Origin of the sequence: Corallococcus sp. NCSPR001 (assembly GCF_017309135.1) — a bacterium.
Taxonomy (GTDB): domain Bacteria; phylum Myxococcota; class Myxococcia; order Myxococcales; family Myxococcaceae; genus Corallococcus.
In genome coordinates this window covers 7,251,276-7,272,218 of the sequence record NZ_JAFIMS010000002.1, presented here as the reverse complement: position 1 = coordinate 7,272,218, position 20,943 = coordinate 7,251,276, and the positions used below count along the sequence as shown (strand labels likewise).

15 protein-coding genes and 1 pseudogene are annotated in these 20,943 nt (G+C 66.9%); 12 read left to right on the top strand and 4 right to left on the bottom strand.

What is annotated here, in order from left to right; genetic code table 11:
* Positions 1 to 15 precede the first annotated feature (15 nt).
* A complete protein-coding gene (locus JYJ93_RS30990; RefSeq protein ID WP_206798166.1) occupies positions 16 to 282 on the top strand; it encodes a hypothetical protein in 267 nt (88 codons plus the stop codon).
* Positions 283 to 375: 93 nt separating this feature from the next.
* Positions 376 to 1,257 (top strand): hypothetical protein, encoded by an 882-nt coding sequence (locus tag JYJ93_RS30985; RefSeq protein ID WP_242544791.1) that lies wholly within the window; start codon positions 376 to 378, stop codon positions 1,255 to 1,257.
* Here JYJ93_RS30985 and JYJ93_RS30980 read toward each other — a convergent pair.
* On the bottom strand, positions 1,224 to 2,732 hold the full coding sequence (locus tag JYJ93_RS30980) for a hypothetical protein (RefSeq protein WP_206798165.1): 1,509 nt from the start codon (positions 2,730 to 2,732) through the stop codon (positions 1,224 to 1,226). The genes JYJ93_RS30985 and JYJ93_RS30980 overlap by 34 nt on opposite strands.
* Positions 2,733 to 2,748: 16 nt before the next feature.
* The gene (locus JYJ93_RS30975; protein ID WP_206798164.1) at positions 2,749 to 3,945 is read right to left on the bottom strand and encodes a hypothetical protein; all 1,197 of its coding nucleotides are present in this window, start codon (positions 3,943 to 3,945) and stop codon (positions 2,749 to 2,751) included.
* A gap of 877 nt (positions 3,946 to 4,822) precedes the next feature.
* Here JYJ93_RS30975 and JYJ93_RS30970 point away from each other — a divergent pair.
* The 10 genes and pseudogenes from JYJ93_RS30970 to JYJ93_RS30925 all read left to right on the top strand — a co-directional run bounded on the left by JYJ93_RS30970 (position 4,823) and on the right by JYJ93_RS30925 (position 18,810).
* Complete coding sequence (locus JYJ93_RS30970) at positions 4,823 to 5,680, top strand: PD40 domain-containing protein (RefSeq protein ID WP_206798163.1); 858 nt, start codon at positions 4,823 to 4,825, stop codon at positions 5,678 to 5,680.
* Positions 5,677 to 11,301 carry an RHS repeat-associated core domain-containing protein gene (locus JYJ93_RS30965; RefSeq protein WP_206798162.1) on the top strand — a complete coding sequence of 1,875 codons (5,625 nt, stop codon included), beginning with the start codon at positions 5,677 to 5,679 and terminating at the stop codon, positions 11,299 to 11,301. The genes JYJ93_RS30970 and JYJ93_RS30965 overlap by 4 nt, the downstream gene beginning before the upstream one ends.
* 584 nt (positions 11,302 to 11,885) lie before the next feature.
* Positions 11,886 to 12,725 (top strand): annotated as a pseudogene (locus JYJ93_RS30960) (IS5 family transposase).
* Between the two features lie 77 nt (positions 12,726 to 12,802).
* Entirely contained in the window at positions 12,803 to 13,129 is a 327-nt protein-coding gene (locus tag JYJ93_RS30955; protein WP_206798161.1) for a hypothetical protein, read from the top strand.
* Between the two features lie 84 nt (positions 13,130 to 13,213).
* Entirely contained in the window at positions 13,214 to 13,627 is a 414-nt protein-coding gene (locus JYJ93_RS30950; RefSeq protein ID WP_206798160.1) for an Imm70 family immunity protein, read from the top strand.
* A gap of 99 nt (positions 13,628 to 13,726) precedes the next feature.
* The gene (locus JYJ93_RS30945) at positions 13,727 to 15,055 is read left to right on the top strand and encodes an amidohydrolase family protein (RefSeq protein ID WP_206798159.1); all 1,329 of its coding nucleotides are present in this window, start codon (positions 13,727 to 13,729) and stop codon (positions 15,053 to 15,055) included.
* 14 nt (positions 15,056 to 15,069) lie between these two features.
* The gene (locus JYJ93_RS30940) at positions 15,070 to 16,056 is read left to right on the top strand and encodes a class I SAM-dependent rRNA methyltransferase (RefSeq protein ID WP_206798158.1); all 987 of its coding nucleotides are present in this window, start codon (positions 15,070 to 15,072) and stop codon (positions 16,054 to 16,056) included.
* A 33-nt stretch (positions 16,057 to 16,089) separates the two neighbouring features.
* Entirely contained in the window at positions 16,090 to 17,310 is a 1,221-nt protein-coding gene (locus JYJ93_RS30935) for a serine/threonine-protein kinase (protein WP_206798157.1), read from the top strand.
* Between the two features lie 23 nt (positions 17,311 to 17,333).
* On the top strand, positions 17,334 to 18,134 hold the full coding sequence (truA, locus tag JYJ93_RS30930; protein WP_206800545.1) for a tRNA pseudouridine(38-40) synthase TruA: 801 nt from the start codon (positions 17,334 to 17,336) through the stop codon (positions 18,132 to 18,134).
* A 22-nt stretch (positions 18,135 to 18,156) separates the two neighbouring features.
* A complete protein-coding gene (locus JYJ93_RS30925) occupies positions 18,157 to 18,810 on the top strand; it encodes a hypothetical protein (RefSeq protein WP_206798156.1) in 654 nt (217 codons plus the stop codon).
* A 4-nt stretch (positions 18,811 to 18,814) separates the two neighbouring features.
* Here the strand turns inward: JYJ93_RS30925 and argC are convergent, their stop codons facing one another.
* Together argC and JYJ93_RS30915 are read right to left on the bottom strand one after the other, a co-directional pair.
* The gene (gene argC, locus JYJ93_RS30920; protein WP_206798155.1) at positions 18,815 to 19,885 is read right to left on the bottom strand and encodes an N-acetyl-gamma-glutamyl-phosphate reductase; all 1,071 of its coding nucleotides are present in this window, start codon (positions 19,883 to 19,885) and stop codon (positions 18,815 to 18,817) included.
* Positions 19,882 to 20,943, bottom strand: a complete 1,062-nt coding sequence (locus JYJ93_RS30915; RefSeq protein ID WP_206798154.1) for a DUF1611 domain-containing protein — start codon at positions 20,941 to 20,943, stop codon at positions 19,882 to 19,884. Before JYJ93_RS30915 ends, argC begins: the two co-directional genes overlap by 4 nt.

Sequence of the window (20,943 nt, the reverse complement as noted above, 5' to 3'; positions counted from 1 at the left end):
CCCCCGGAGTTTCCCATGAACGCGATCGCGAAGGCCGCCCCCAAGAAGCAGTTCCGCAAGAACCGTGGTCAGGGCATGACTGAGTACATCATCATCGTTGCCCTCATCGCGATCGCCGCCATCGGCGTCATCACCCTGTTCGGCGACAACATCCGCAAGCTGTTCGGCTCCTCCGCGGCGGCCCTGGCGGGCGAGGACAACGTGGAAAACACCGGCCAGCTGTCCAACGACAAGCTGAACAAGAAGACCATGAAGTCCTTCGGTCAGAACAACACCTACTGAGCCACGCTCGGCGGTGCTCGCAATGGCAGGTCCCTCCAACTGGAAGGGCCTGCCATTCGTGTTTCAGGGGCTGAAGCTGTCATCGTGCATGCCATGACCGTGTCGTCACCGGAGGTTGTCGCCGGGCTGCGCCGCAGGCTCTGGGTCTACCGGGCGCTGGTGGCGGGGCTGTGTGTCGCGCTGTTCGGGCTGCTGCTGGGGCTGAGGCGCGCGTTGACCCCGCTGCCGCCGCCCGACGTGGAGGTCGTCGACGTCCGCGAGCGGATGGCGGCCCTGGAGAAGGCGCATCCGGACGCCTCGGATGTGTCGGAGACATACTTCTCGTCGGACACCTCCAGCGTGCACCAGCACCTGATGGGGCGGGGCCAGACGTGCCCCCTGCACATCCACCGGGCGCCCTACGAAGCCACCGTCATCATCTCGGGCGAGGCGCACGTGTGGCAGGTCTGGGGGGAGTCCGGGCAGCGGAGGGAGCGGCGCGGGGTGCACGGGCCGGGGGCGCTGGTGGCCTCGGCGCCCTTCACGGGGCACGAGTGGCGCAATCCCGCGGAGGAGCGGACCCTGGGCAACCTGGTGTTCACCGTGCCGGGCTTCGACGGGAACCTCTACGTGCCTCCGGAGGACGCGCGGCTCCTGCGTGGCACGGCGCCTTTCGCCGAGGAGCCCCGCGAGGCCCTCACGGCGCTGAGGAAGCGGGGCGTGAAGCAGGAGGAGACGCCGCTGCCGGTCCTCCAGGGGCGCATGTCGCGCGTGCTGCTGGACGGGGGGGAGTGGGCGGTGAAGGCGACACCCGGCGCGCCGGTGGTGGCCTACGTGGCGGTGGGACGGGGACTCGCGGAGGTGGCGGAGGCCCGGCCGTTGCGTGAAGGACAGCTCTGGGTGCTGCGCCGCGATGCGCGGGTGCGCTCGGAGGAGGGCTCACCCGTGGCGCTGTATGTGTTTCACCCGCCACCGGAAGCGGTCGCGGGGCGCTGAGGCGCTCCGGGGGCCGTGGGCGTGCGCTCCCGGGCCCAGAGGACCCAGCCGTTCGCCTGGGTCAGCTCGCGCCAGCCGCCGCGCGCTCGGAGATGATCCAGCAGGAGGTTGCCCGGGTTCTGCGTGTCCCAGACGACGTAGTCCGGATCATAGGCCTCCAGCGCCTGCTCCCAGCCGGGCTCGGACCACACGAGGTGCTCATAGGCCTGGTGGATGGCGGCGGGGAACGGATCATTCCGGCTGTCGATGTAGACCTTGTACGGGGCTCCCGCGAAGTAGGAGATGGGACCGCCCATGATGAAGCGGTTGAGCACGCGCCCCGGGGGCTGCTGCCTCAGCGTCTGGAGCACGGGCAGGGGGATGCTGGGGTGCGTGCCCTGCTCCACGGGGCGGGGCGCGCTCGCGTTCAGCGCGAAGAGGCCGGCCAGCAGGACGGCGGGCCACAGCGCCAGGGACGTGCCGGTGCTCCAGGTGGCCAGGGGCCGCTCCAGCCAGGACAGGGAGCGGGGGAGGGCGGGCGCGTCGCTGGTGCGCGCGTGCTCCACCAGGGTGAGGGCGAGCAGCACGGACGCGAACGGCGCGTGGCGCTGGACCTTCAGCGCGGCGATGCCCAGCACGAGCGTGGGCAGGAGGGCCGCGGCGCGCCGCACGCGGGCCCGGCCGATGACGAAGAGGCACGCGCCGAAGAGCAGGAGGTAGACCCAGCTCCAGCCGAGGTCCAGGTCCAGCGGGCGCCATTCATTGATGCCCTGGGTGGACGCGAGCAGCGAGTGCTGGAGCGGATACAGGTAGATGCGGGGGCCGTCCGGCGACAGGCCCGCGACGAGGAACATGGCGAGCGCCGCCGCGAGCGCGGCCCCGCAGCGCCGGAGCGACGCGGGCGTGCGGTCATCCAGGGCCGTGCCCATCGCGGTGGACGCGAGCAGCGCCGGGCCCAGGAGCCAGCTGCCGTGCAGGTTGGCCCAGGCGAGTCCCAGCAGCGGGAAGGCCCAGAGGACCCGCGTCCTTCCCTGGCGCCAGGCCTGGACGCCCAGGGCTGCGAGGGCGAACAGCAGGTGCCCCAGATGGAAGGGACGCTCCTGGATCCACGTGGAGGCCTGGACGCCCGAAATCAATCCCAGGCAGGCGAGGACGAGCACATGGGCGGGTTGGGCATCCGCGCGCCGCAGGGCGGCCCAGAGCAGCAGCACGTTGGCGGAGACGAGCGCGGCGACGAGGAGCGCGGGGCCGGCGGCGCCCAGGACCTGGATGAGCAGGGCGCAGAGCACGCCGAAGCCCCACTCGTGGGGGACCCAGCCCGCGGTGCCCGTGACGCTGAACGGGTCCACGCGGTTGAAGCCGTGCTCCAGCACGTAGCGCCCCCCCGCCAGGTGGAAGAACAGGTCGTAGTTGCGGAGGGGAAGAGACCCCAGCCAGAAGATGAGCCCCAGCGCGAACAGGGCCACGGGGGCGGGCAGGAGGGCGCGGAGGCGCATGACGTTCGGGTGGGGGCTACCGGGCGCCGGGAGCGGGCCGGGGGCCAGCGGAGAAACCCAGGCGGCGCAGCATCACCTTGCGGATGGAGGGGATGCGGAAGCGGAAGATGAAGGCGTCCGCGAAGTAGTGCGCGAGCACGCACGCGAAGCCCAGCGAGGTGAACGCGCGCAGCAGGGGATTGGCCTGCGCGCCGCCGCCAATGCCCAGCGAGCCGCGCATGGGGCCATTCAGCACGAAGCCATGCAACACGCCCAGCGCGAACAGCGGGAGCATGGAGACGATCATGACGGGCCAGATGAGCTTCTTGCTCAGGCGGGGTGGGTCGCCCTCGCGGGGCTCCAGCATGCGGGCGCTGAGGAAGTAGTACTCCAGGCCGTGCATGCCCGGGAGCATCACGTAGCCCCAGGACGGCGCCACGAGCGCGAGGCCCGTCGCGGTGGCCATGCCCAGGAGGTAGAGCACCTTGGGGCCGCTGGCGGTGCCGGAGCGCAGCACGGAGCGGAAGAGCACGAGGAAGTAGCCCAGCCAGACGGCGATGAGCACGGGCAGCGTCTGCCACGGCAGGACCACGCGCTGGCCCACGTCGAGGTAGGGGGGAGCGTCCGGGGCAGCGGACTCGGGGACGAAGAAGATGCGGACGAGGAGGATGGAGAGCAGCAGCGGGACGTAGAACTGCTGGAGCTTGCGCTCGAGCGGGGAGGGCGCGGGGAGGCCCTCCTGGCCTGCGCGAAAGCCATGCAGGGACCACAGGCCCCGCTGTTGGGACAGGGTGTGGTGCATGCCGAAGACGTTGAAGATGACGGCCACGGCGAAGGTGTGGAGGGAGCGGTCCGCGTAGAAGATGACGAACAGCGCCGCGCCCACGCCGAGCGTGCCCAGCGTGCCGGCGAGGATGGTGCGCGGCTGGTGGGGCGCGGCGGTGAGCACGTCGCGGTGCACGCCGAAGAGCAGGAACGTGAGGATGACGTGCGTGGCGTTGCCCAGGAGGTTCTGGGCGGTCCAGGCCAGCATCCGGTGGGCGTTGTCCTCGGCGGCCGGGGCCAGGAACCCGCTGGCGACGGCGGCCACCAGGGACAGGGCCAGGGGGATGCCCAGGATGGCGAGGTCGGCCCGGGGGGAGAACAGCCACAGGCGGTGAAAGCGCAGGGATCCGGGCGCGACCGGTGTGTCCTGCTCCGTGGCGGTGGCGACTCCGGGGCTCAACGGTGTCATGGGACCGGGAGTATACCGGGTCTCCAGGAGCCCAGGACCCGGGCTGCCTGCCTGCCAGGTTGGGCGATTCGTCGTAGGGGCGGTCACACTTGCATGTCCCGGAAGATGGACGGGTCGAGCGGAATGCTCCCGCTCGGTACCTGGCGAATGATCCGGAGGCCTGCGCCGTGTTCGAGGTCGTGTCAGACCATGTCGCGCCGGTCGGTTATGGCTGTGCTTGTTTTCGCGGTGGGCTGAATCCTCTTCGAGTTCGCTCGGCTTGTGCTCTGAATGACTGCGCGCTTTGAGAGGAATCAGTCCAGGACAACCCAGGGCAGAATAGACACACGCAACAGTACGGCGCGTATTGATGGGGACGTCAATTTCGGCGGCCACTGAAATGCAATGTTGTGACTTGTGGCGGGTTCTCGACAAAAGATAGGGTATGGATATTCCCGGGCGTCATTACCCGGACGTGGACTCTTCCAAGAGTGAGGGGCGATTGTCTTTCCGGTCATGGGTATGGGGCGCGCTGGCGGGAGGGGGCCTGCTGTTGGCATGCAATGAGTCGAGACCTCCAGTTGGTGCTGTGGAGGAGGTCGCGGCACCTTCCGGGACGGTCTTCGGCGAGCACCGGCAAACCCTGGCTGCCGCGGCGACAAAGGAAGTGGGAGAGGACTGTGCCGCGCAAGGTGCGTCCGCCTGTCGCTCGGGCCTGTGTCTGCATACCCAGCCCGCCCCAGACCTGGGGTTGATCTGCTCCAGGCAATGCCAGGCGGCGGCGGATTGCCCCGTGGACTGGCAATGCGTTTCGGTCCATCCGAATGCGGGTGCCTCCTTCTGCATACCGCCGAAGGGGTGGTCGGTGCGCCCCGCACAGGAGCGATAGGCCCGTCCAATGCTTGCACATCTCTTGATGGTCCTCCTGGTGGCTGCGCCACCAGCAGCCCCCCGTGCGTCCTCTCCGCGCTACCTTGTCTTTGGTTATGCAGGGGGCTGGATCGCCTTGGACGCCTCCACTGGCAAACCTGAACGCATCCAGATTCCTGCGTCTTTTGGTGCCAACAGCCTGACGGTGTCCCCGGATGGGCAGTACGTCGTCTACACGGCGTATGAAGAGGCGGCGCACAATGACCTGATGTACCGGTGGGATTGGAGGACGAAGTCTCCTCCTGTCCGGATCGGGAACGAGCGGGGTTTCCATGCGGACCCGGCTGTTAGTCCCGATGGCCAATGGGTCTACTTCGCGCACCATCCCAAGAAGGGCGGGCCTCCCGGACAGCACGAGCAGCGGGCGAACGCGCAGTTGTATCGCGTGCGAATGGACGGCACCGAGCTCAAGGCGCTCACGGACGAGCCCGGGTGCCATCTGCGACCTTCCTTCCGTCCCGATGGAGACCTGGTCTACGTCCACACGCCGTGTAATCCGAACATCAAGTCCCTTCACTTGATGCGCGAAGGACAGCCTGCCTCGGGGCCGCTGGCCTCCGGAGACCTGAACGAGCCTGTCTTTTCTCCAGACGGCAAGAGCCTGGTCTTCGTGGAGCGCGATGGGGCGGATGTCCTGCTCAAGGAGCGAACGTCCGCGGAGCGGCCTCCTCGAGTTCTTCACAGGTTTCGTCTGAGAGAAGGACTCAGTGCCCGGGCCCAGTTCGGTACCACGGCCCGGGAACTCTACTTTCAAGACGATGAGAACGTTTGGCGGATCGTGGGCCGCAAGGTCACCCGCCTCTTTTCCATGGAAGGCGTCCCATGAGAATGCTGATTCGACTCACGCTGCTCATCGCTGTTTCGGGTGCATCCGCGGCCCATGCTCAATACTGCCCTGCGAACATCATTCCCCGTTGTGACGGCACGCAAGGCGATCCCAGCGAATCCGGGCCACAGGCCCCCCGCGCACCTGGGGGCCCTGGCTTCTTCGGCGATCCTGTCAGCGTCGGAGATGGCTACAACTACTTCCGAGAAGTGGACTTCGAGCTGCCGCTCAGTCAGGGCAGCCTCCCGTTCATCCGGATGTATGTCCCGAAGGTCGGCTCATACGGGTATTCGAGTCTTTCTAGTACGCCCGGTAATTATGCTGGATTCCTAGCTGAGGATAAGATGGGTCGCCCGTTCGGACCCCACCGACAGGGGGCGTCCCTTAATTGGTGGCACAACTTCTATAGTTCCATCTACAAGCTCTCGCCTGTCTCGACAGAGGTCAACATCCGTGACGTCGACGGGCACCTCAACAAGATGGTTCTGAGTTCGAAGCCAGCGCCTTCTGGCAAGTGGTTCGAGAACGAGAATAATGCAGGCAATCGCGATCAGCTCTGGCAAGATACATCCGATGGGGGCTGGCCCCAGGAGTTCGTTTTCTTCCGGGAGGGAAGCGGGCGCTATGTCTACGATTCGGTCTGGGTGCATCCGCAAGCGGATGCGGGCTTCCGTCACTATTTTTTGAGCCGGATTGAAGACAGCCTTTATGCGCCGGACGGGGGATCGGACATTCCGCGCGCATTGCTTGAGTATGCCCAGCCCATGGAGCTGGACGGGGGAGTCCCCGTGGACATGGGCTGTCCCACAGGCGCCGCAGGCACCGAACCGGGTGTTCCGTATCTTCGCACCATCACCACGCGGGATGGTGCGAAGATTCACTTCTACTACACCAAGGTCAAGGGGTCTTTCGACGGGAAGCTCGTCTGCGTCCTGAGTTACATCACCATCGAAGACTCCTCCGATGGTGGGGTCTCGGAGCGGCGGTTGGTTGAGTATTCCTATGTGCCCAACCGCAACGAGCTTTCTGGGGTCGTTTATCCCCAATCAGGCCAGAGTCGGCAGTACGTCTACTCGCCAGGAAGTAACACCGTTCCTATTTCCAATTATGACGTCTATGAAAATGGTGCTCTGATCGCGAAGCATACGTTTGGCAGGAGCAACCTCAACGCGCTGCGCGATGAGGCTGACGGGCATGATTATGTTATTACGGACGTCACGGATTTTGTCACGCCGTCAGCATGCGCCGTGTTCCGGGGAGGAAGCGAAAAGCCTGCTCGTGATTTCGCGGACTCGCTGGCAGGGCTGGGTACGGGCGCTACAGGAACGACGACCTTTACATCCCGTTTCATTTCGGAGGCGGCGCATGACTCCGCCGCGACATGGCGGCTCTACAGCCGTGCGGAGCGGTGTGATGGTCCCTCGTGCCCGGGAGTCGTTCCTGGCACGGAAATCTGGGAATATGAGTGCCCTCCCTCCAATAGCCAACTCAAGCCCGCGATGCCCAAGGGGCATAAGGATCTGCGCGACAGCTGGACGCTCTACAACCATGAGAGACCTGACGCGGGCGCGGGTGTCCCGGAAGGTCAAGGGGTGCCACTGAGCCACATCAAGGCGCTGACGCAAATCACCGAAGGCGCGTCGTCGCTGAGTGGAACGGGAGGCCTGGCGACACTCAAGTATGCGTATACCTACGGCGGGGCTGGACGCACGCTGCGGGCCTTCGAGCAGTTGCTCGAGCGCAAGGAAGAAGAGAGTGTGCTGGCGCCCACGGGAACGACGGACCCGAAGGCGCGCACGCAGTACGTCTACGACTCGGTGACAAACCGGTTGAATGCGACCTTCCGCACGGGATGGACACAGGTTCGGGACAGCTCGGGTAACTGGCAGGTGGAGAAGCGCCGTGTGGCGGTCTTCAACTTCCGGGCGAACCAGTGCGGCGGCGTGGGGCCTGAGGACTCGCAGGGCCGGGTGCTGGAGGTACATGGGCCTTGCCTGGTCGACGCGACCGTCGCGGATGTCTCCACCCTCACGGACTGTCCGTCCACGACGCCGTTCCCGGTGACGAAGTATGAGTACTGGCCGCGCACGGATGTGGAGAACCGCCGGAACAAGCTCAAGAAGGAGTCGGTGTTCCCGGGTGGTTGTGGTGGGAGCACGTCCCTGGATACGCAATATCTGGAGTATGACTACTTCGGAAATGCCACGCGCATCCAGGACTCCAACGGCGTGATCCTCACGCGGGAGTTCAACCAGGACCTGCTCGCGAAGCAGAGCGTGGTGGATGGCACGACGACCACCACGACGGAGCTGATTTACGACCAGGGACGGCTCAAGGCCATCAAGCATCCCCAGGGCAACCACGACGTCTTCTGCTATCGAAGCGGAACGACATCGGGCTGCTCGGGTGGCACGCTCACGAAGCTGCTGCAGTGGAAGGCGACGGCCGCGGACGCGGCGGGCTCTTCCTGGTCGGAGCGGGTGAACTACACCTACTGGCCGGACGAGACGCTCAAGTCCGAAACGTTCCAGACGTGGACGGGGAGCACCGCGCAGACGCGCCGGGTGAAGACGTACGCGGCGGACGTCCGGAAGCATCCGACCTATGAGGGAATGGGTACCTCGCCGTCGCCCGTCCAGACTGCACGGGTGTTTGACGGCAACGGCAATCTGACGGGGCTGGGCTTCCCCTCCAATGCGCCGCCCGCGGTCTGCGGTGGCGTGAATCCGGACGGCTCGCCAGTTTCGACCCTGTGCACCGCGATGGGCTATGACCGGCTGGACCGGCTCACCAAGGTGGATGAGTTCCCCACGTCCAGCAGCAACCAGCGCACGTGTTTCACGCACGACGTGCAGAACAACGTCACCTCCGTGCGGGCAGGTTGCGCGGTGGCGTCAGGGTCGAATGACTGCTCGACGTGCAGTGTGTCGGTGCCGGCGTCCACCTACGGCTACGACGACTTCGGAAGCCTGGTGACGGTGTCGCTGCCCCATACGAGCGACGGCGCTGGGGGCGCGGGAGTCACCCGCTATGCCTATGACGCTCGGGGCCAGGTGACGGCGAAGGAGACGCCGGAGATGCGGGAGTCGTGGGAGTGGCTTTCGTATGACTATGACCTGTTGGGGCGGCTCCTGCGCTCCGTGCGGCATTACAATACGCCCGCCACGGGAGCGGAGAACCTCTTCGCCCTGTCGTATGACGTGAATGATTCTGGCGACGCGACCAGCGTGCCTCCCTCGAGTTGCCCGCAGCCGACGAAGACAGCCGGGCGGTTGCGCTACCGCCACGACTCCTTCGGGCGCACCTGGTACCAGTACGATGCTTTGGGTCGGGTGACGGGCGAAATCCGGCTGCGTGAGGGCGAGACAAGTTGCTCGTCGGGCACGGTGAATTCCCATCCACACACGTTCTATACGTATACGGCGAATGGCAACATCGAGACCGTGACGTACCCGCATGGACGCGTGGTTACCTACGTCTACGGGACGGGAGCGAAGCTGGACCGGACCCAGGCCATCGACGTTCGGCTCTTCGGGACGACGGGCTACACGGATACGCGGGTTATCGAAGGCATCACCTGGGAGCCATACGGCGGCCTGCGTGGCTACCAGATGAACCACCCGGCGACGTCGAACAGCAGCGCCATGGAGTTCATGCTGGGTGACAACACGTCAGTGGCGCCCGCTGCGTGCTCGACGGCTGCTCCGAACCTCTCCTCCGGAGACATGACGGGGCGCCCGCGCTCGCTACGGGTGTCGTCCGGCTCGTTCTCACCGGGTTCGGGAAACGGCGACATCTATCAGCGTGGGTATACGTGGAACGGAGACCAAGTGGCGCGGTTGGACACGTGCCTGCTGGGTGCGACGACGCCTCGAACAGAGACGTATGCGTATGACCGCACGCTGCGGCTGGTGGGGGCTCAGCGGCCGACGGGTAATTTCGCGGCGACGGGCGGGGCCTTCGAGTCACGGACCTATCAGTACGACGGCCGTGGCAACCGGACCCAACTCGAGGAGGACGGGTTCATCTACGACCTGACTTCCGGGACGGCGCCGGCGGTAGATCAGCTGACCGGATGGGGATCTTCCTCGGCGGGGAGTCTGCTGAAGTACAGCTTGGCGCATGACGCGGACGGCCGGGTGACGCAGAAGCGGTGGGCGGCGAGCATGTCGGGTGGCCCCGTGTACACGCTGGGCTTCGAGTATGGACAGACGGTGGGCGTGGCCACGGAGACGGTGTTCCGAGCCGTCAACGTCAACGGCGCGTACTACAACTACTTCTACGACGCGCTGGGTCGGAGGCGACTGAAGTCGAACCCCTACGGGACGACGGACGAGTACTTCCACTCGGTGTCGAACCGGTTGCTGACGGACCGGGGGAACAATGGGCTGAGCACGCCGATTGGCCACTTTACCCTGGACGACTACGTGTGGCTGGCGGGACGTCCTGTGGCGCTGGTGCGTGGGAAGTTCAGCGCGGCCTGGGCGCGTCAGCCCGACGGCGCGGGCGATTGCTCCCGTGACGGGGAGTCGGTGGCGTGCGGCGTGTACTTCCCGGTGACGGACCACATCGGCAAGCCGGTGGTGATGTTGGATGCGTCGCGACGGGTGACAGGGGCCGCGGACACGGGCCCCTTCGGGCACGTGAACCGGGTGAGCTACCACGCGGAGACGGCCCATCCTTACGCGCACACTACATCCACGACGTTGGCATCCTTCTCCCAGCCGAAGGAGACGACGTCCGTACAAGTACGGATGCGCGCGCGCTACCACGTGGTGGACACGGAGCCGGGAGTGGACTTCGTACGGTTGGTGGACCCGGACACGAGTAGCGTCCTTGACAGCCAGTCGGGGGAGCGCCGGGGACGCGTCACCACGGTCTGGGTGACTCCGTCCAACGGCAACCTGTCGGTGAGCTTTGCTTCGAACGCCAGTGGTCTGACGAGCTACCAGGGCGTCGCGGTCGAGGGGTACGAGTACCAGCGGTATCAGACGGGAGCCCAGGCCTTCTGGATTCCGCTTAGCTTCCCCGGTCAGTACCACGACGCGGAAACAGACCTGTTCGAGAACTGGAATCGGTACTACGACCCAGCGAGCGGCTTGTACTTGCAACCCGAACCAGTGGTTTCGATACTGGCAGTCGGCCTTCCGTCTTACGTATACGCGCTTGATAACCCTCTTGCCTTCAAAGATGAAACGGGGTTGGGGCCAAGTCGTTACCTGAGCAAGCGGATGCGGAAAGAGCTTGTGAAGATCTTCGAGCTGATTCCAAATAAGCGGCGTAAAATACTTTGGAAGGAAACGGTAGATGAAGTTCTGGAGTATTCAAGGCATGCTGGGGATTTGCCGGATATGGCCGCAAGTGCGAACTCCGCGAAGAGGCTGAGCCGCGAAATCGCTGGGTGTCGAGGGGAACGAGCTCGATTTGATAAGGACTCTCGTGGCGATCATTATCACCCTGCAGAGGATGGTCCGGCTGGTCATGTCTGGATTGATTACGGTCTTCGGCTTTGGATTCCCTTCCTGGTCGGAACGCCGTTGACGGTTGATGAGTGGAAGGATTTCCTCGCGCCCGAAGACTGGTTGCTTCCTGTGGGTTTTGAGCCGACGGATGCATATTGATCGCCATTGCTTGGTGGGCTTGAATGGATTGGTTGGCTGCTGCTCAAGATGTTGAGGCAGGTTTGAAGGGGATTGTTCCTGATGTGATGCGACTTTCCTCAGAACGATCTGCTGCGTTGCATGAGTCCTGGCGGCAGGCATTTCTGCCGGGTGTCCCATTGGAAACCAGGGTTCGCGAAGCGGTGTTGTCTCTTCCGGTACATGTGCCTCGTGCTCTGAAGGCTGAGGTGATATATTCAAGGCAGGATGCTGGTTCGTATATTTTATTGTTGGGCTTGTGTTTGCCTGTGTTCGAATTCAGGGCTGTGCGACCGCCGCCTACGGCTGAGGTCGCTGCGGTCGTAAGAGCCGCTGTTCGAGAGCCGAGATTTGACTGGCGTGCTGTGTCTGATGGGGAACTGAATTGGACTATGGTGATTGCTCATGATGGGCCGTTTTTCCTGAGGAGGGATGCGCGCTGGACGTGGAACGATCAGCAGGATTAACGAGGTTCTCACAGGAGGAAGCCTGCGGAGTCTTCCGAACTACAGCTGTAGGAGTAAGAGGGTGTTGTCGAACCTCGGCGCGGTGAGCACCGTGAGGAGATGGCGAAGAGCTACCCATCGGACCTCACGGACGCGCAGTGGCGGCTGGTTGAGCCGTTGCTGGAGGACTTCTACCGACGGGGCGGCCGGACACGCCCCTACACCCACGTCGGCGCATTCTCGATGCCCTCCTGTACGTCACGTGTGGAGCCATCTCCTGGAGGATATTGCCGCACGACTTTCCGCCGTGGGACACGGTGTACAGCTGCTTCCGACATTGGCGTGACGCCGGGCTCATGGAGCGCATCCACGCGGCCTTGCGCGCGGAAACACGCCGCCGGTTAGGGCGCGACCCCTATCCCAGTGCTGGCGTACTGGACAGTCAGACCGTGAAGACGACGGAAAAGGGGGCCCGCCGGGTATGACGGTGGCAAGAAGGTGAAGGGCCGTAAGCGTCACCTGTTGGTAGATACCGAGGGCCTCGTTCACGCGCTGCTCGTCCATCCAGCGAATGTCCAGGATAGGGACGGCCCGCAGTTACTGCTGGGCAGCAAATCCAAGGAAGACTTCCCACGTATGCGGAAGCTTTGGGTGGACTCGGGCTATGCGGGCCAGGCCAAGTGCTGGCTGGAGGAGAAGTTCGGCTGGGATGTGGATGTCGGCTGGCGCCCCAACGAGGGGAGGCAGCGTTGGTACGGCCTGCCTCCTGAGATTGATCCGCCCCCGCTTCCTCGTGGCTTCATGGTGGTGAGGCGCCGCTGGGGCGTGGAACGTACCTTTGGCTGGCTCAACCTCTTTCGCCGCCTCAGCAAAGACTATGAGCAGAAGACCGCTTCCATCGAGGCCTTCATCTGGCTGGCCCTGACAGCGCTCCTACTACGCCGACTGGCTCCTGCTTGAGGGTTCGACAACACCCTCTTATGATCCGGAAGAGGTGGGCCATCAACAGGACCTGGGTGTGGACTCTGGCGGCAGGCTTGCTGATCCTCTTGGCGATTCCCGCGCTTGCCATCTATGTGATGGGAAGAACACGAATTGTGCTCGTGAATGAAACTGGAAGGGAACTGCGTGTCCTGACGGCTCGGATTCCCGGTGAGCAATGTGCCTTTGAGAAGGTTCCGGTTCATGGCCGTGTCGTCTGTCAGGGACGCGCGGACGCGGACGGGGAGTTGTCTGTTGACCTTGAGTTCACGGATGGCAGCAAGGTCCAGTTGGAAACCCGTGCGTTCGTGAATCCGCTGCTCGGATTGCGAGGAGTCGCCACCGTGAACGCGGACGGTGGAGTCAGCCTGCGGTGGGATTGATTTCCGCCATGGCTCCGTTGACCCTGGTGTCGTTCCGGTGACGTGCACGGTCTCTATTCGGATTGACGAGAGGAGGGAGTCAGCGTGGGTCTGTGTCTTGTTGTCCATGAAGATGATGAGGATTTGGAGGAGGTCGCGGTCGGGGGGTATTCGGACTTCAACGCGTTACGCGATTACGTCACTCGCGAGCTGGAGGCGGGGAAGCTGGGTTCGCGATTTCCTGTGTTCATCGTGCACTCGGATTGTGATGGCGAGTGGTCCGTCCCCGAATGCGAGCGGTTGCGCGAGGAACTGGCGGTCATCGCCAGGGAGATGCAGGCGCGCCCACCGGTCGCTTTCGCGTCGGAGTGGCAACGAAGCGAAGCGGGCTCCATGGGACTCGTGCCTCGAAACGCGTTCGAGTCGTTCCTCGCCCTGAGTGGCGGGTTCCTGGTGGAGAGCCTCCAGGACCTGGTGGAATTCGCGCTCGAGCGCCGGGCCCCCATCTCGTTTCAGTGAGTCACTGGGAGGAATCCCTGCATGGATCCGCCTCTCGGAGACTCCAGATAGGAGACGGGGTTCATCCTCCACCCACCCCGTGCTAAAACGGGAAGGTCCATGGAAGGCCGACTGCTTCTGAAGAACTGCGCCGTGTTCCGTGCGGACGGTCGCGTCCGCCACGGCATGGCCGTCGTGGTCGAAGAGGGCATCATCCGCCGCGTCGCCCCGGACGCCGAGGTGCCCGTGCTCCCCGGTGACTGGGAGGTGGCCTGTCGAGGCCGCCTCGTCGCCCCCGGGCTCGTGGACTGTCACTCGCACATGGTCAACGGGCAGCTCCTGCCGCCCAATGGCGACTTCCTCCTGCGCCAGCCCCGCTCGCGCCTGGAGCGCATGCGCTCGGTGGCCAACCTCCTCACCGCCGAGGACGTGGAGGTCCTGACCCGCTTCGCCGCCGCCCGCGCGCTGCTCGACGGCGTCTCCCTCGTCGTGGACCACCTGTCGTGCCCCGCGGACGTCGCCGGCGCCCTGGAGGCCCAGGCCCGCGCCGCGAACGCGCTGGGCATCCGCCTCGTCACGTCCCACTCCACGCACAGCCTGGACGGCGCGGACGTGGCCAACGCCCAGGCGGACGCCAACGCCGACTTCGTCCGCCGTTACCGCGAACACCCTCGCGTCCGTGGCGCGCTCGGCTTCCACGCGTCCTACACCTGCGAGGATCCGCTTCTGGCCCGCATCGCGGGGCTGCGCGCGGAGCTGAGCGCGCCCGTCGTGTTCCACCTGGCGGAGAACGAGGACGACCTCTCCACCACCTACGCCACGCACGGCAGCCGCGTCGTCCCCCGCCTGGATGCGCTGGGCCTGCTGGGCCCCCACGCCATCGCCGGCTACCCGCGCGCCGTGGAGCGCTCCGAGTCCGAGCGGCTCGCCGCCTCCGGCACCTTCATCGCCCTCACGCCCCGCGCCACCCGCTCCATGGACCGCGCGGCCGAGTCCGCCGACGGCGCGCTGTCCAGCCTCCACCTCGTGGGCCTGGGCACTGGCGGCCATGGCAGCCTCCAGGAGGAGCTGGCCGGGGCGCTCGTCAGCATGCTGTCCCTGGCGCGCTCCGGGCGCATGCCGGACCTGGATGACTCGCTGGCGCACCTGTTCGTCAGCGGCCCCGCGGAGCTGTGCACCCGTCTGTACGGCAAGCCGTCGGGCGGGGTGGACGAGGGCAGCATCGCGGACCTCGTCGTCTACGACGCCATCCCCGCCGCGGACCCGGAGACGGGCTACTCGCCCTTCCTCCTGGGGCAGCTCACCGCCGCCCGCGTGGCGTGGACCATCGTGGATGGCCGCGTCTGCGTCCGTGAAGGACAGCTCTTGGGCAGCGACTTCGTGGACCTGTCCCGCGACGCCGCCGCCGCGCTCTCCCGCGTCTGGTCCCGCGCACGGCTGGGTTCGTAGGGTAGAAGGGGCGCGTGAGTGCCCTGCCTCCCCGCCTCGTGGACCTGCTGCGCGCCTCCCGCGCCCGCCGGGGTCCGCTGCTCTCGGACCCCGCCACCTCCGCCTTCCGCCTGCTGAACGGCGCCGCGGACGGCGTGCCCGACGTGACCGCGGACCTCTTCGGCGACGTCGTCGTGGTCAGCCTCTACCGCGACCTGACCGATGCGGAGGAGACGACGCTGCTCGACGCCGCCGTCGCCGCCTGGACGCCCCGCAGCGTCTACCTGAAGCGCCGTCCCCGTGAGGCGCGCGTGCTCGCCAACGTGGCGAAGGACGCGCTCGCTCCGGAGTCCGCCGCGCGGGGCGAACCCGTGGAGGACTTCGTCGCGAAGGAGAACGGCCTGTCCTTCCACATCCGCCCCGGACAGGGCCTCTCCGTGGGCCTCTACCTGGACATGCGCGACACCCGCGCGTGGCTCCAGGCCCAGGCCTCCGGCCTCACCGTCCTCAACCTCTTCGCGTACACCTGCGCCTTCGGCGTCGCGGCGACCGCCGGGGGCGCGAAGCGCGTGCTCAACATGGACGCCAGCCGCCGCGTCCTGGAGTGGGGCGAGGAGAACGCGCGCCTCAACGGCCAATCCGTGGATCGCTATGACTACGTGGCTGGCGATGTCTTCGATTGGCTCGGGAGGCTCGCGAAGAAGGGGGAGTCCTTCGATGTCGTGATCGCGGACCCTCCGTCGTTCTCCACCACCAAGACGACGCGCTTCTCCGCCGCTCGCGACTACGCCCGGCTGGCCGAGGCCGCCGCGAAGGTGGTGGCGCCCAGGGGCCGGCTGGTCGCCTGTTGCAACCTGGCGGGACTGCCGTCACGCCGGTTCGAAGCCATGGTGCTGGAGGGCGTGACGCGGGCGGGCAGGGCGGGGAAGACAGTGGGGTCGCTCGGTCCCTCGGGGCTCGACTTTCCAACACCTCCGGGGGAGGAACCGGCACTCAAGGTGCACGTCGTCCAACTTCGTTAGCGCCGCCGGGTAGGGCGCGGCTAGATTGCTTCCATGGCTCCCGCCGCCTCCTCGCCCCCGCGCGATGCGTTCCGCTTCGGCAACTACCGGCTCATCGATCGGATCGCCGTGGGGGGCATGGCGGAGATCTTCCTCGCGCACCAGTTGGATGCCAGCGGTGACGAGACGCCCATCGTCATCAAGCGCATCCGTCCGCATCTGTCCAAGCACGCGGCCTTCGTGAAGATGTTCCTCAACGAGGCGCGGCTGGCCGCCCAGCTCAATCACCCCAACATCGTGCAGATCCACGACCTGGGGAAGATCGTCGACAGCTACTTCATCGCCATGGAGTACGTGTCCGGCCGCGACATGCGCCGCGTCGTGCCCAAGGCCGAGTCCCTGGGGATTCCCTTCCCCATGGTGTACGCGCTGAAGATCGCCTCCTGCGTCTGCGCGGGCCTGCACTACGCGCACCAGAAGAAGGACCGCTACGGCAACCCGCTCAACATCGTCCACCGCGACGTGACGCCGGAGAACATCGTCGTCGCGTTCGACGGCTCGGTGAAGGTGCTGGACTTCGGCATCGCCAAGGCCGCCAACCAGGTGGAGGAGACGCGGTCGGGCGAAATCAAGGGCAAGCTCAGCTACCTGTCCCCGGAGCAGTGCCTGGGCCGGCCGCTGGACTGCCGCAGCGACATCTTCTCGCTGGGCACCGTCCTCTACGAGTGGCTCACCGGCTTCAAGCTCTTCACCGGCGAGTCCGACGTCGCCGTCATGCGCAGCATCACCGAGGCGAAGATCTACGCGCCGTCGTACTTCCGCGAGGACCTGCCGGAGCGCGTGGAGGCCATCCTGATGCGCGCGCTCGCCCGCGACCGCGAGCGCCGCTACCAGACGGCGCTGGACATGCAGCGCGACCTGGACGCCTTCCTGGAGTCCTACGACTTCACGCCCTCGCCGCTGCACCTGGCCAACTTCGTCAAGCAGCTCTTCGAGGACGAGCGCCCGCAGGAGCTGAAGCGCCTGTCCACGCGCCAGTCCTCCGCGCCCACGTCGGAGATGGCGCTGGAGGTGGCGGAGGTGGTGGCGAACGTGGACGGCCCGCCCACGGAGGCCATGCGCCTGGACGACCTCCCCGGCACGGAGCCGCGCCTGCTCGCGCTGACCCTGGACCCCGCGCTGTACGAGAAGCTGGAGTCCCAGGCGCGCAAGGCGAACGTCTCCCTGGCGAAGCTCGCGGCGGACGTGCTGGAGGGATGGCTGAAGTCGCGTTGAACCGCGCGCCTTCTCTCACCCCCATGCCCCGGCTGAAGCTGACGCTCGAATACGAAGGCACCCGGTACGTGGGCTGGCAGGTGCAGCCCAATGGCCCGTCCATCCAGTCCACGCTCCAGGGCGCGCTCCAGAAGCTGCTGGGCGAAGAACGCGTGTTCGTGGCCTCCGCGGGCCGCACCGACGCGGGCGTGCACGCGACGGGGCAGGTGGCCTGCTTCGACACGTCGCGAGTGCTGCCGATGAAGGCCTACACCATGGGCCTCAACAGCATCCTCCCGCCGGACATCGCGGTGGTGGCGGCGGAGGAGGTGGCGGCGGAGTTCGACCCGCGCCGCTGGTCTCGGGGCAAGCGCTACCGCTACCGGGTGAGCAACCGGCGCACGCGCTCACCGCTGTTGCGCACGACGCACTGGGAGCTGTTCGCCCCGCTGAACGTGGAGGCCATGCGCCGCGCGGCGCAGGCGCTCGTGGGGCGGCACGACTTCTCCGCGTTCCGTGCCGCGGACTGCCAGGCGAAGCACGCGGTGCGCGAAATCAGGCAGATGCGCGTGGAGGGCGCTTCCGGCGACACGGTGGCCTTCGTGGTGGAGGGCACGGCGTTCCTCAAGCACATGGTGCGCAACCTGGTGGGCACGCTGGTGGAGGTGGGCAAGGGCCGCCGCCCCGAGGCCTGGGTGGCCCAGGTACTGGCCTCGCGGGAGCGCAAGCTGGCCGGGGCCACCGCGCCGCCCCAGGGGCTGGTGATGGAGGAGGTCTTCTACGGCGACGGCCCGCCTCCTCGGTCGGCGGGGGACTCGGCTGTCGGGGAAGAGGACGAAGGGTGAGAGTGCGATAGGCTTTCGGGCCGTGAGCTCCAAGCCTGGTGTCCTCGAACCCCTGCGCGTCCGCGTCCGGCGCTTCCAGTTCATCGTCGGACTGGGATTCCTGTCGCTGGTGGTGGGCGCGATGCTCAGCGTGTCGCTGGTGCTGCGCCTGCACGCGCGGGTGAACGCGCTGCCGTCCGACTTCCTGCGCATCCCGGTGGCGGTGGTGCTGGAGAACCTGTGGGTGCTCGCGGTGTTGCCGGCGCTCTGCTACGGCGCCGCGCGCATCGTCGCGCTGCGCACGTGGACCACCGCCGTGGGGGCCGCGCTGTCCGGCGGCGTGTTCGTCATCGCGCTCAACTTCGTGCGCGACGGCATGGACGGCCTCACCTCGGGCTGGAGCCTCGCGTCGGCGTTGCGCATCGTGGCCTTCGTGTGCGGCATCCTGCTGAGCGCCCGGGCCATCCGCGCGGGCCGCGCCGCCGCCGAGAAGGGCTCCGCGGAAGCCGAGGCGAAGGCCGCCGCCCGTAAGTCGGAGTACGACGAGTTCCTCAAGGCTGCGGAGGCCGGGGGCGCGAAGCTGGAGCAGCGCGAGGGTGGCGCCGCCGCCTCCGAAGCTCCCGCCGCTGGGGACTCCGCCGCACCCGAGGGGGCTGCTCCCCCCTCGGGCGACGCGTCGAAGAATCCCGCGGCCTGAGGGCCTACGGGTAGCAGGCCGCCTGGCGCAGGCCGGTGTCCTCGGGGAAGCCGAGGGCCACGTTGAAGTTCTGCACGGCCTGGCCGGCCATGCCCTTCACCAGGTTGTCCAGCGCCGCCATCACCGCCACGGAGCGGCCCTTCGTCGCCACGGAGATGTCGCAGAAGTTGCTGCCCGCCACCGCCGCCACGCGCGGCGTGCCCTCCACGATGCGCACGAACTTCGAGCCCTCGTAGTAGCGGCGGTACTTCTCCGTCAGCGACTGCGTCACCACCGCGCCGCCGTGCTCCGGCCACTCGAACTGCACCGTGGCGAAGATGCCGCGCACCATGGGCGCCGAGTGCGGCACGAAGGCCAGCCGGTGCCGCTGGGCACCATGGGCCACCAGCATCACCTCCACCTCCGCCTCGTGCTGGTGCTCCAGCGGCTTGTACGCGCGGAAGTCATGCGCGCGCGTCGGGTGGTGCGTGCCCTCGCCCGGCAGCGAACCGGAGCCGGACGAGCCCGTCACGCCCGACACCGCCAACAGCCCCAGCCCCGGCGTGGCCGCGATGGGCAGCAGCGCCAACTGCACCGCCGTGGCGAAGCAGCCCGGGTTGGCGATGCGCTTCGCCGTCTTCACCTGCTCACGCTTCCACTCCGTGAGGCCGTAGGTGAACGTGCCCAAGAGCTCCGGGGACGGGTGCGGCCGGCCGTAGGCGCCCGCGTACCGGCCCGGGTGGTCCAGGCGGAAGTCGGACGACAGGTCGACCAGCAGCAGCCGGTCCGCGAGCCCCGCGTCCGCCCACTGCTTCTCCATCCCGGCGAACTGCGACGCCAGGTCGCCGTGCCCCAGCGCGCTGAACACCACCGGGCGCGGCGAGTCCGCCAGCCAGCGCCAGTCCGGCTCCGCCTCGAAGCGGCCGTCCACCAGGCCACGCAGGTGCGGGTGCACCTTGTGGATGGGCGAACCCGCGTGGTGCCGGGACACCACGCGGATGCCGGCGTTGCCGGGGTGACCCGCGAGCAGCCGCAACAGCTCGCCTCCGCCGAAACCGGAGGCCCCCAGGATGTAGATGTGCGCAGGCGACGTCATGACTTCCTCCCCGCTCCCAGCTTGGGCGCGAGCTTCTCCACGATGAGATTCCCCAGGGCGTTCGGATCCGCGCGCGCGTTGCGAGCGGGCAGCCCCACCACCTGCTCCACGAAGCGCACGCCCACCGCGTTGTCCGTGGCGGGCCCGGCCACCATGTCCATCTCGATGCCGTACACCTCGCGCAGGTGCCGCACGCCGCCGGCCGCGCCCACCGGGTCGTTCGCGCACAGGATGAACGCGCCACCCAGCGCCTTGAGCTCCGGGTCCGCCAGGATGGCCTGCACGCCGTACTCGCCCATGATGCCGTCGCCCGTCTCCGCGACGATGACGTCCACGTCCTGGGCCGCCATCTCCGAGAAGACGATGCGCGCCACCTTGGACGCGGTGCGCGCGCCGGTGCACACGACGCCCGCGTCGGTGAAGTCCATCACCACGTCCGCGCCGCTGTCCTGCATGGACAGGGTGTCACGCATCAGCGACACGCCCGTGAGCTTGGCTCCGCCCACGCGGTAGCCCGCTTGGGAGAGCTTGCGCACCACCACGCTGGCCGCGTACGTCTTGCCCGCGTTCATGCAGGTGCCCACCACGTACACCACCGGGCACGTCACCGCCCGCGACGTGCCCTTGAGCGCGCCGGTGGAGATGTGCGCGTGCTGGCCCGCGCGCGACTGGAACTCCGGGAAGGTGAGGACCTGGCCCAGCACCTCCGCCTCGAAGGGCGCGCCCACGCCCGGGTTGTGCGAGGTGCACTTCCCGATGACGCCGCCCATGTTGAGGATGTGGAGTCTGTCGCCCACCGTGACGGACGCGGGGACGATGCCCTCGTAGCCGTGCAGGGCGTTGCGGTGGCCCAGCGCGCCCACGACGATGTCGCCCGCGTGGAGCGTGACGAGCCGGCCGTTCACGTCCTCCAACTGGTTGTAGACACTCTTCTCCCCGTGGATGCGCACCGCGATGACGGCGCCCTCCTCGCACTTGACCTCATCCGTGAGGTGCACCGTGCGCCCCACCTGGAGGTTGCGGGTGACACTTCCCACCTTGTCGACGTGGATCTTCAT

Coding starts and splice junctions, on each gene's coding strand:
- JYJ93_RS30975 (WP_206798164.1), bottom strand. CDS start 3,945: ATGACACCGTTGAGCCCCGGAGTCGCCACCGCCACGGAGCAGGACACA.
- truA (WP_206800545.1), top strand. CDS start 17,334: ATGCCCCGGCTGAAGCTGACGCTCGAATACGAAGGCACCCGGTACGTG.
- JYJ93_RS30935 (WP_206798157.1), top strand. CDS start 16,090: ATGGCTCCCGCCGCCTCCTCGCCCCCGCGCGATGCGTTCCGCTTCGGC.
- JYJ93_RS30980 (WP_206798165.1), bottom strand. CDS start 2,732: ATGCGCCTCCGCGCCCTCCTGCCCGCCCCCGTGGCCCTGTTCGCGCTG.
- JYJ93_RS30970 (WP_206798163.1), top strand. CDS start 4,823: ATGCTTGCACATCTCTTGATGGTCCTCCTGGTGGCTGCGCCACCAGCA.
- JYJ93_RS30985 (WP_242544791.1), top strand. CDS start 376: ATGACCGTGTCGTCACCGGAGGTTGTCGCCGGGCTGCGCCGCAGGCTC.
- JYJ93_RS30990 (WP_206798166.1), top strand. CDS start 16: ATGAACGCGATCGCGAAGGCCGCCCCCAAGAAGCAGTTCCGCAAGAAC.
- JYJ93_RS30965 (WP_206798162.1), top strand. CDS start 5,677: ATGAGAATGCTGATTCGACTCACGCTGCTCATCGCTGTTTCGGGTGCA.
- argC (WP_206798155.1), bottom strand. CDS start 19,885: ATGACGTCGCCTGCGCACATCTACATCCTGGGGGCCTCCGGTTTCGGC.
- JYJ93_RS30945 (WP_206798159.1), top strand. CDS start 13,727: ATGGAAGGCCGACTGCTTCTGAAGAACTGCGCCGTGTTCCGTGCGGAC.
- JYJ93_RS30915 (WP_206798154.1), bottom strand. CDS start 20,943: ATGAAGATCCACGTCGACAAGGTGGGAAGTGTCACCCGCAACCTCCAG.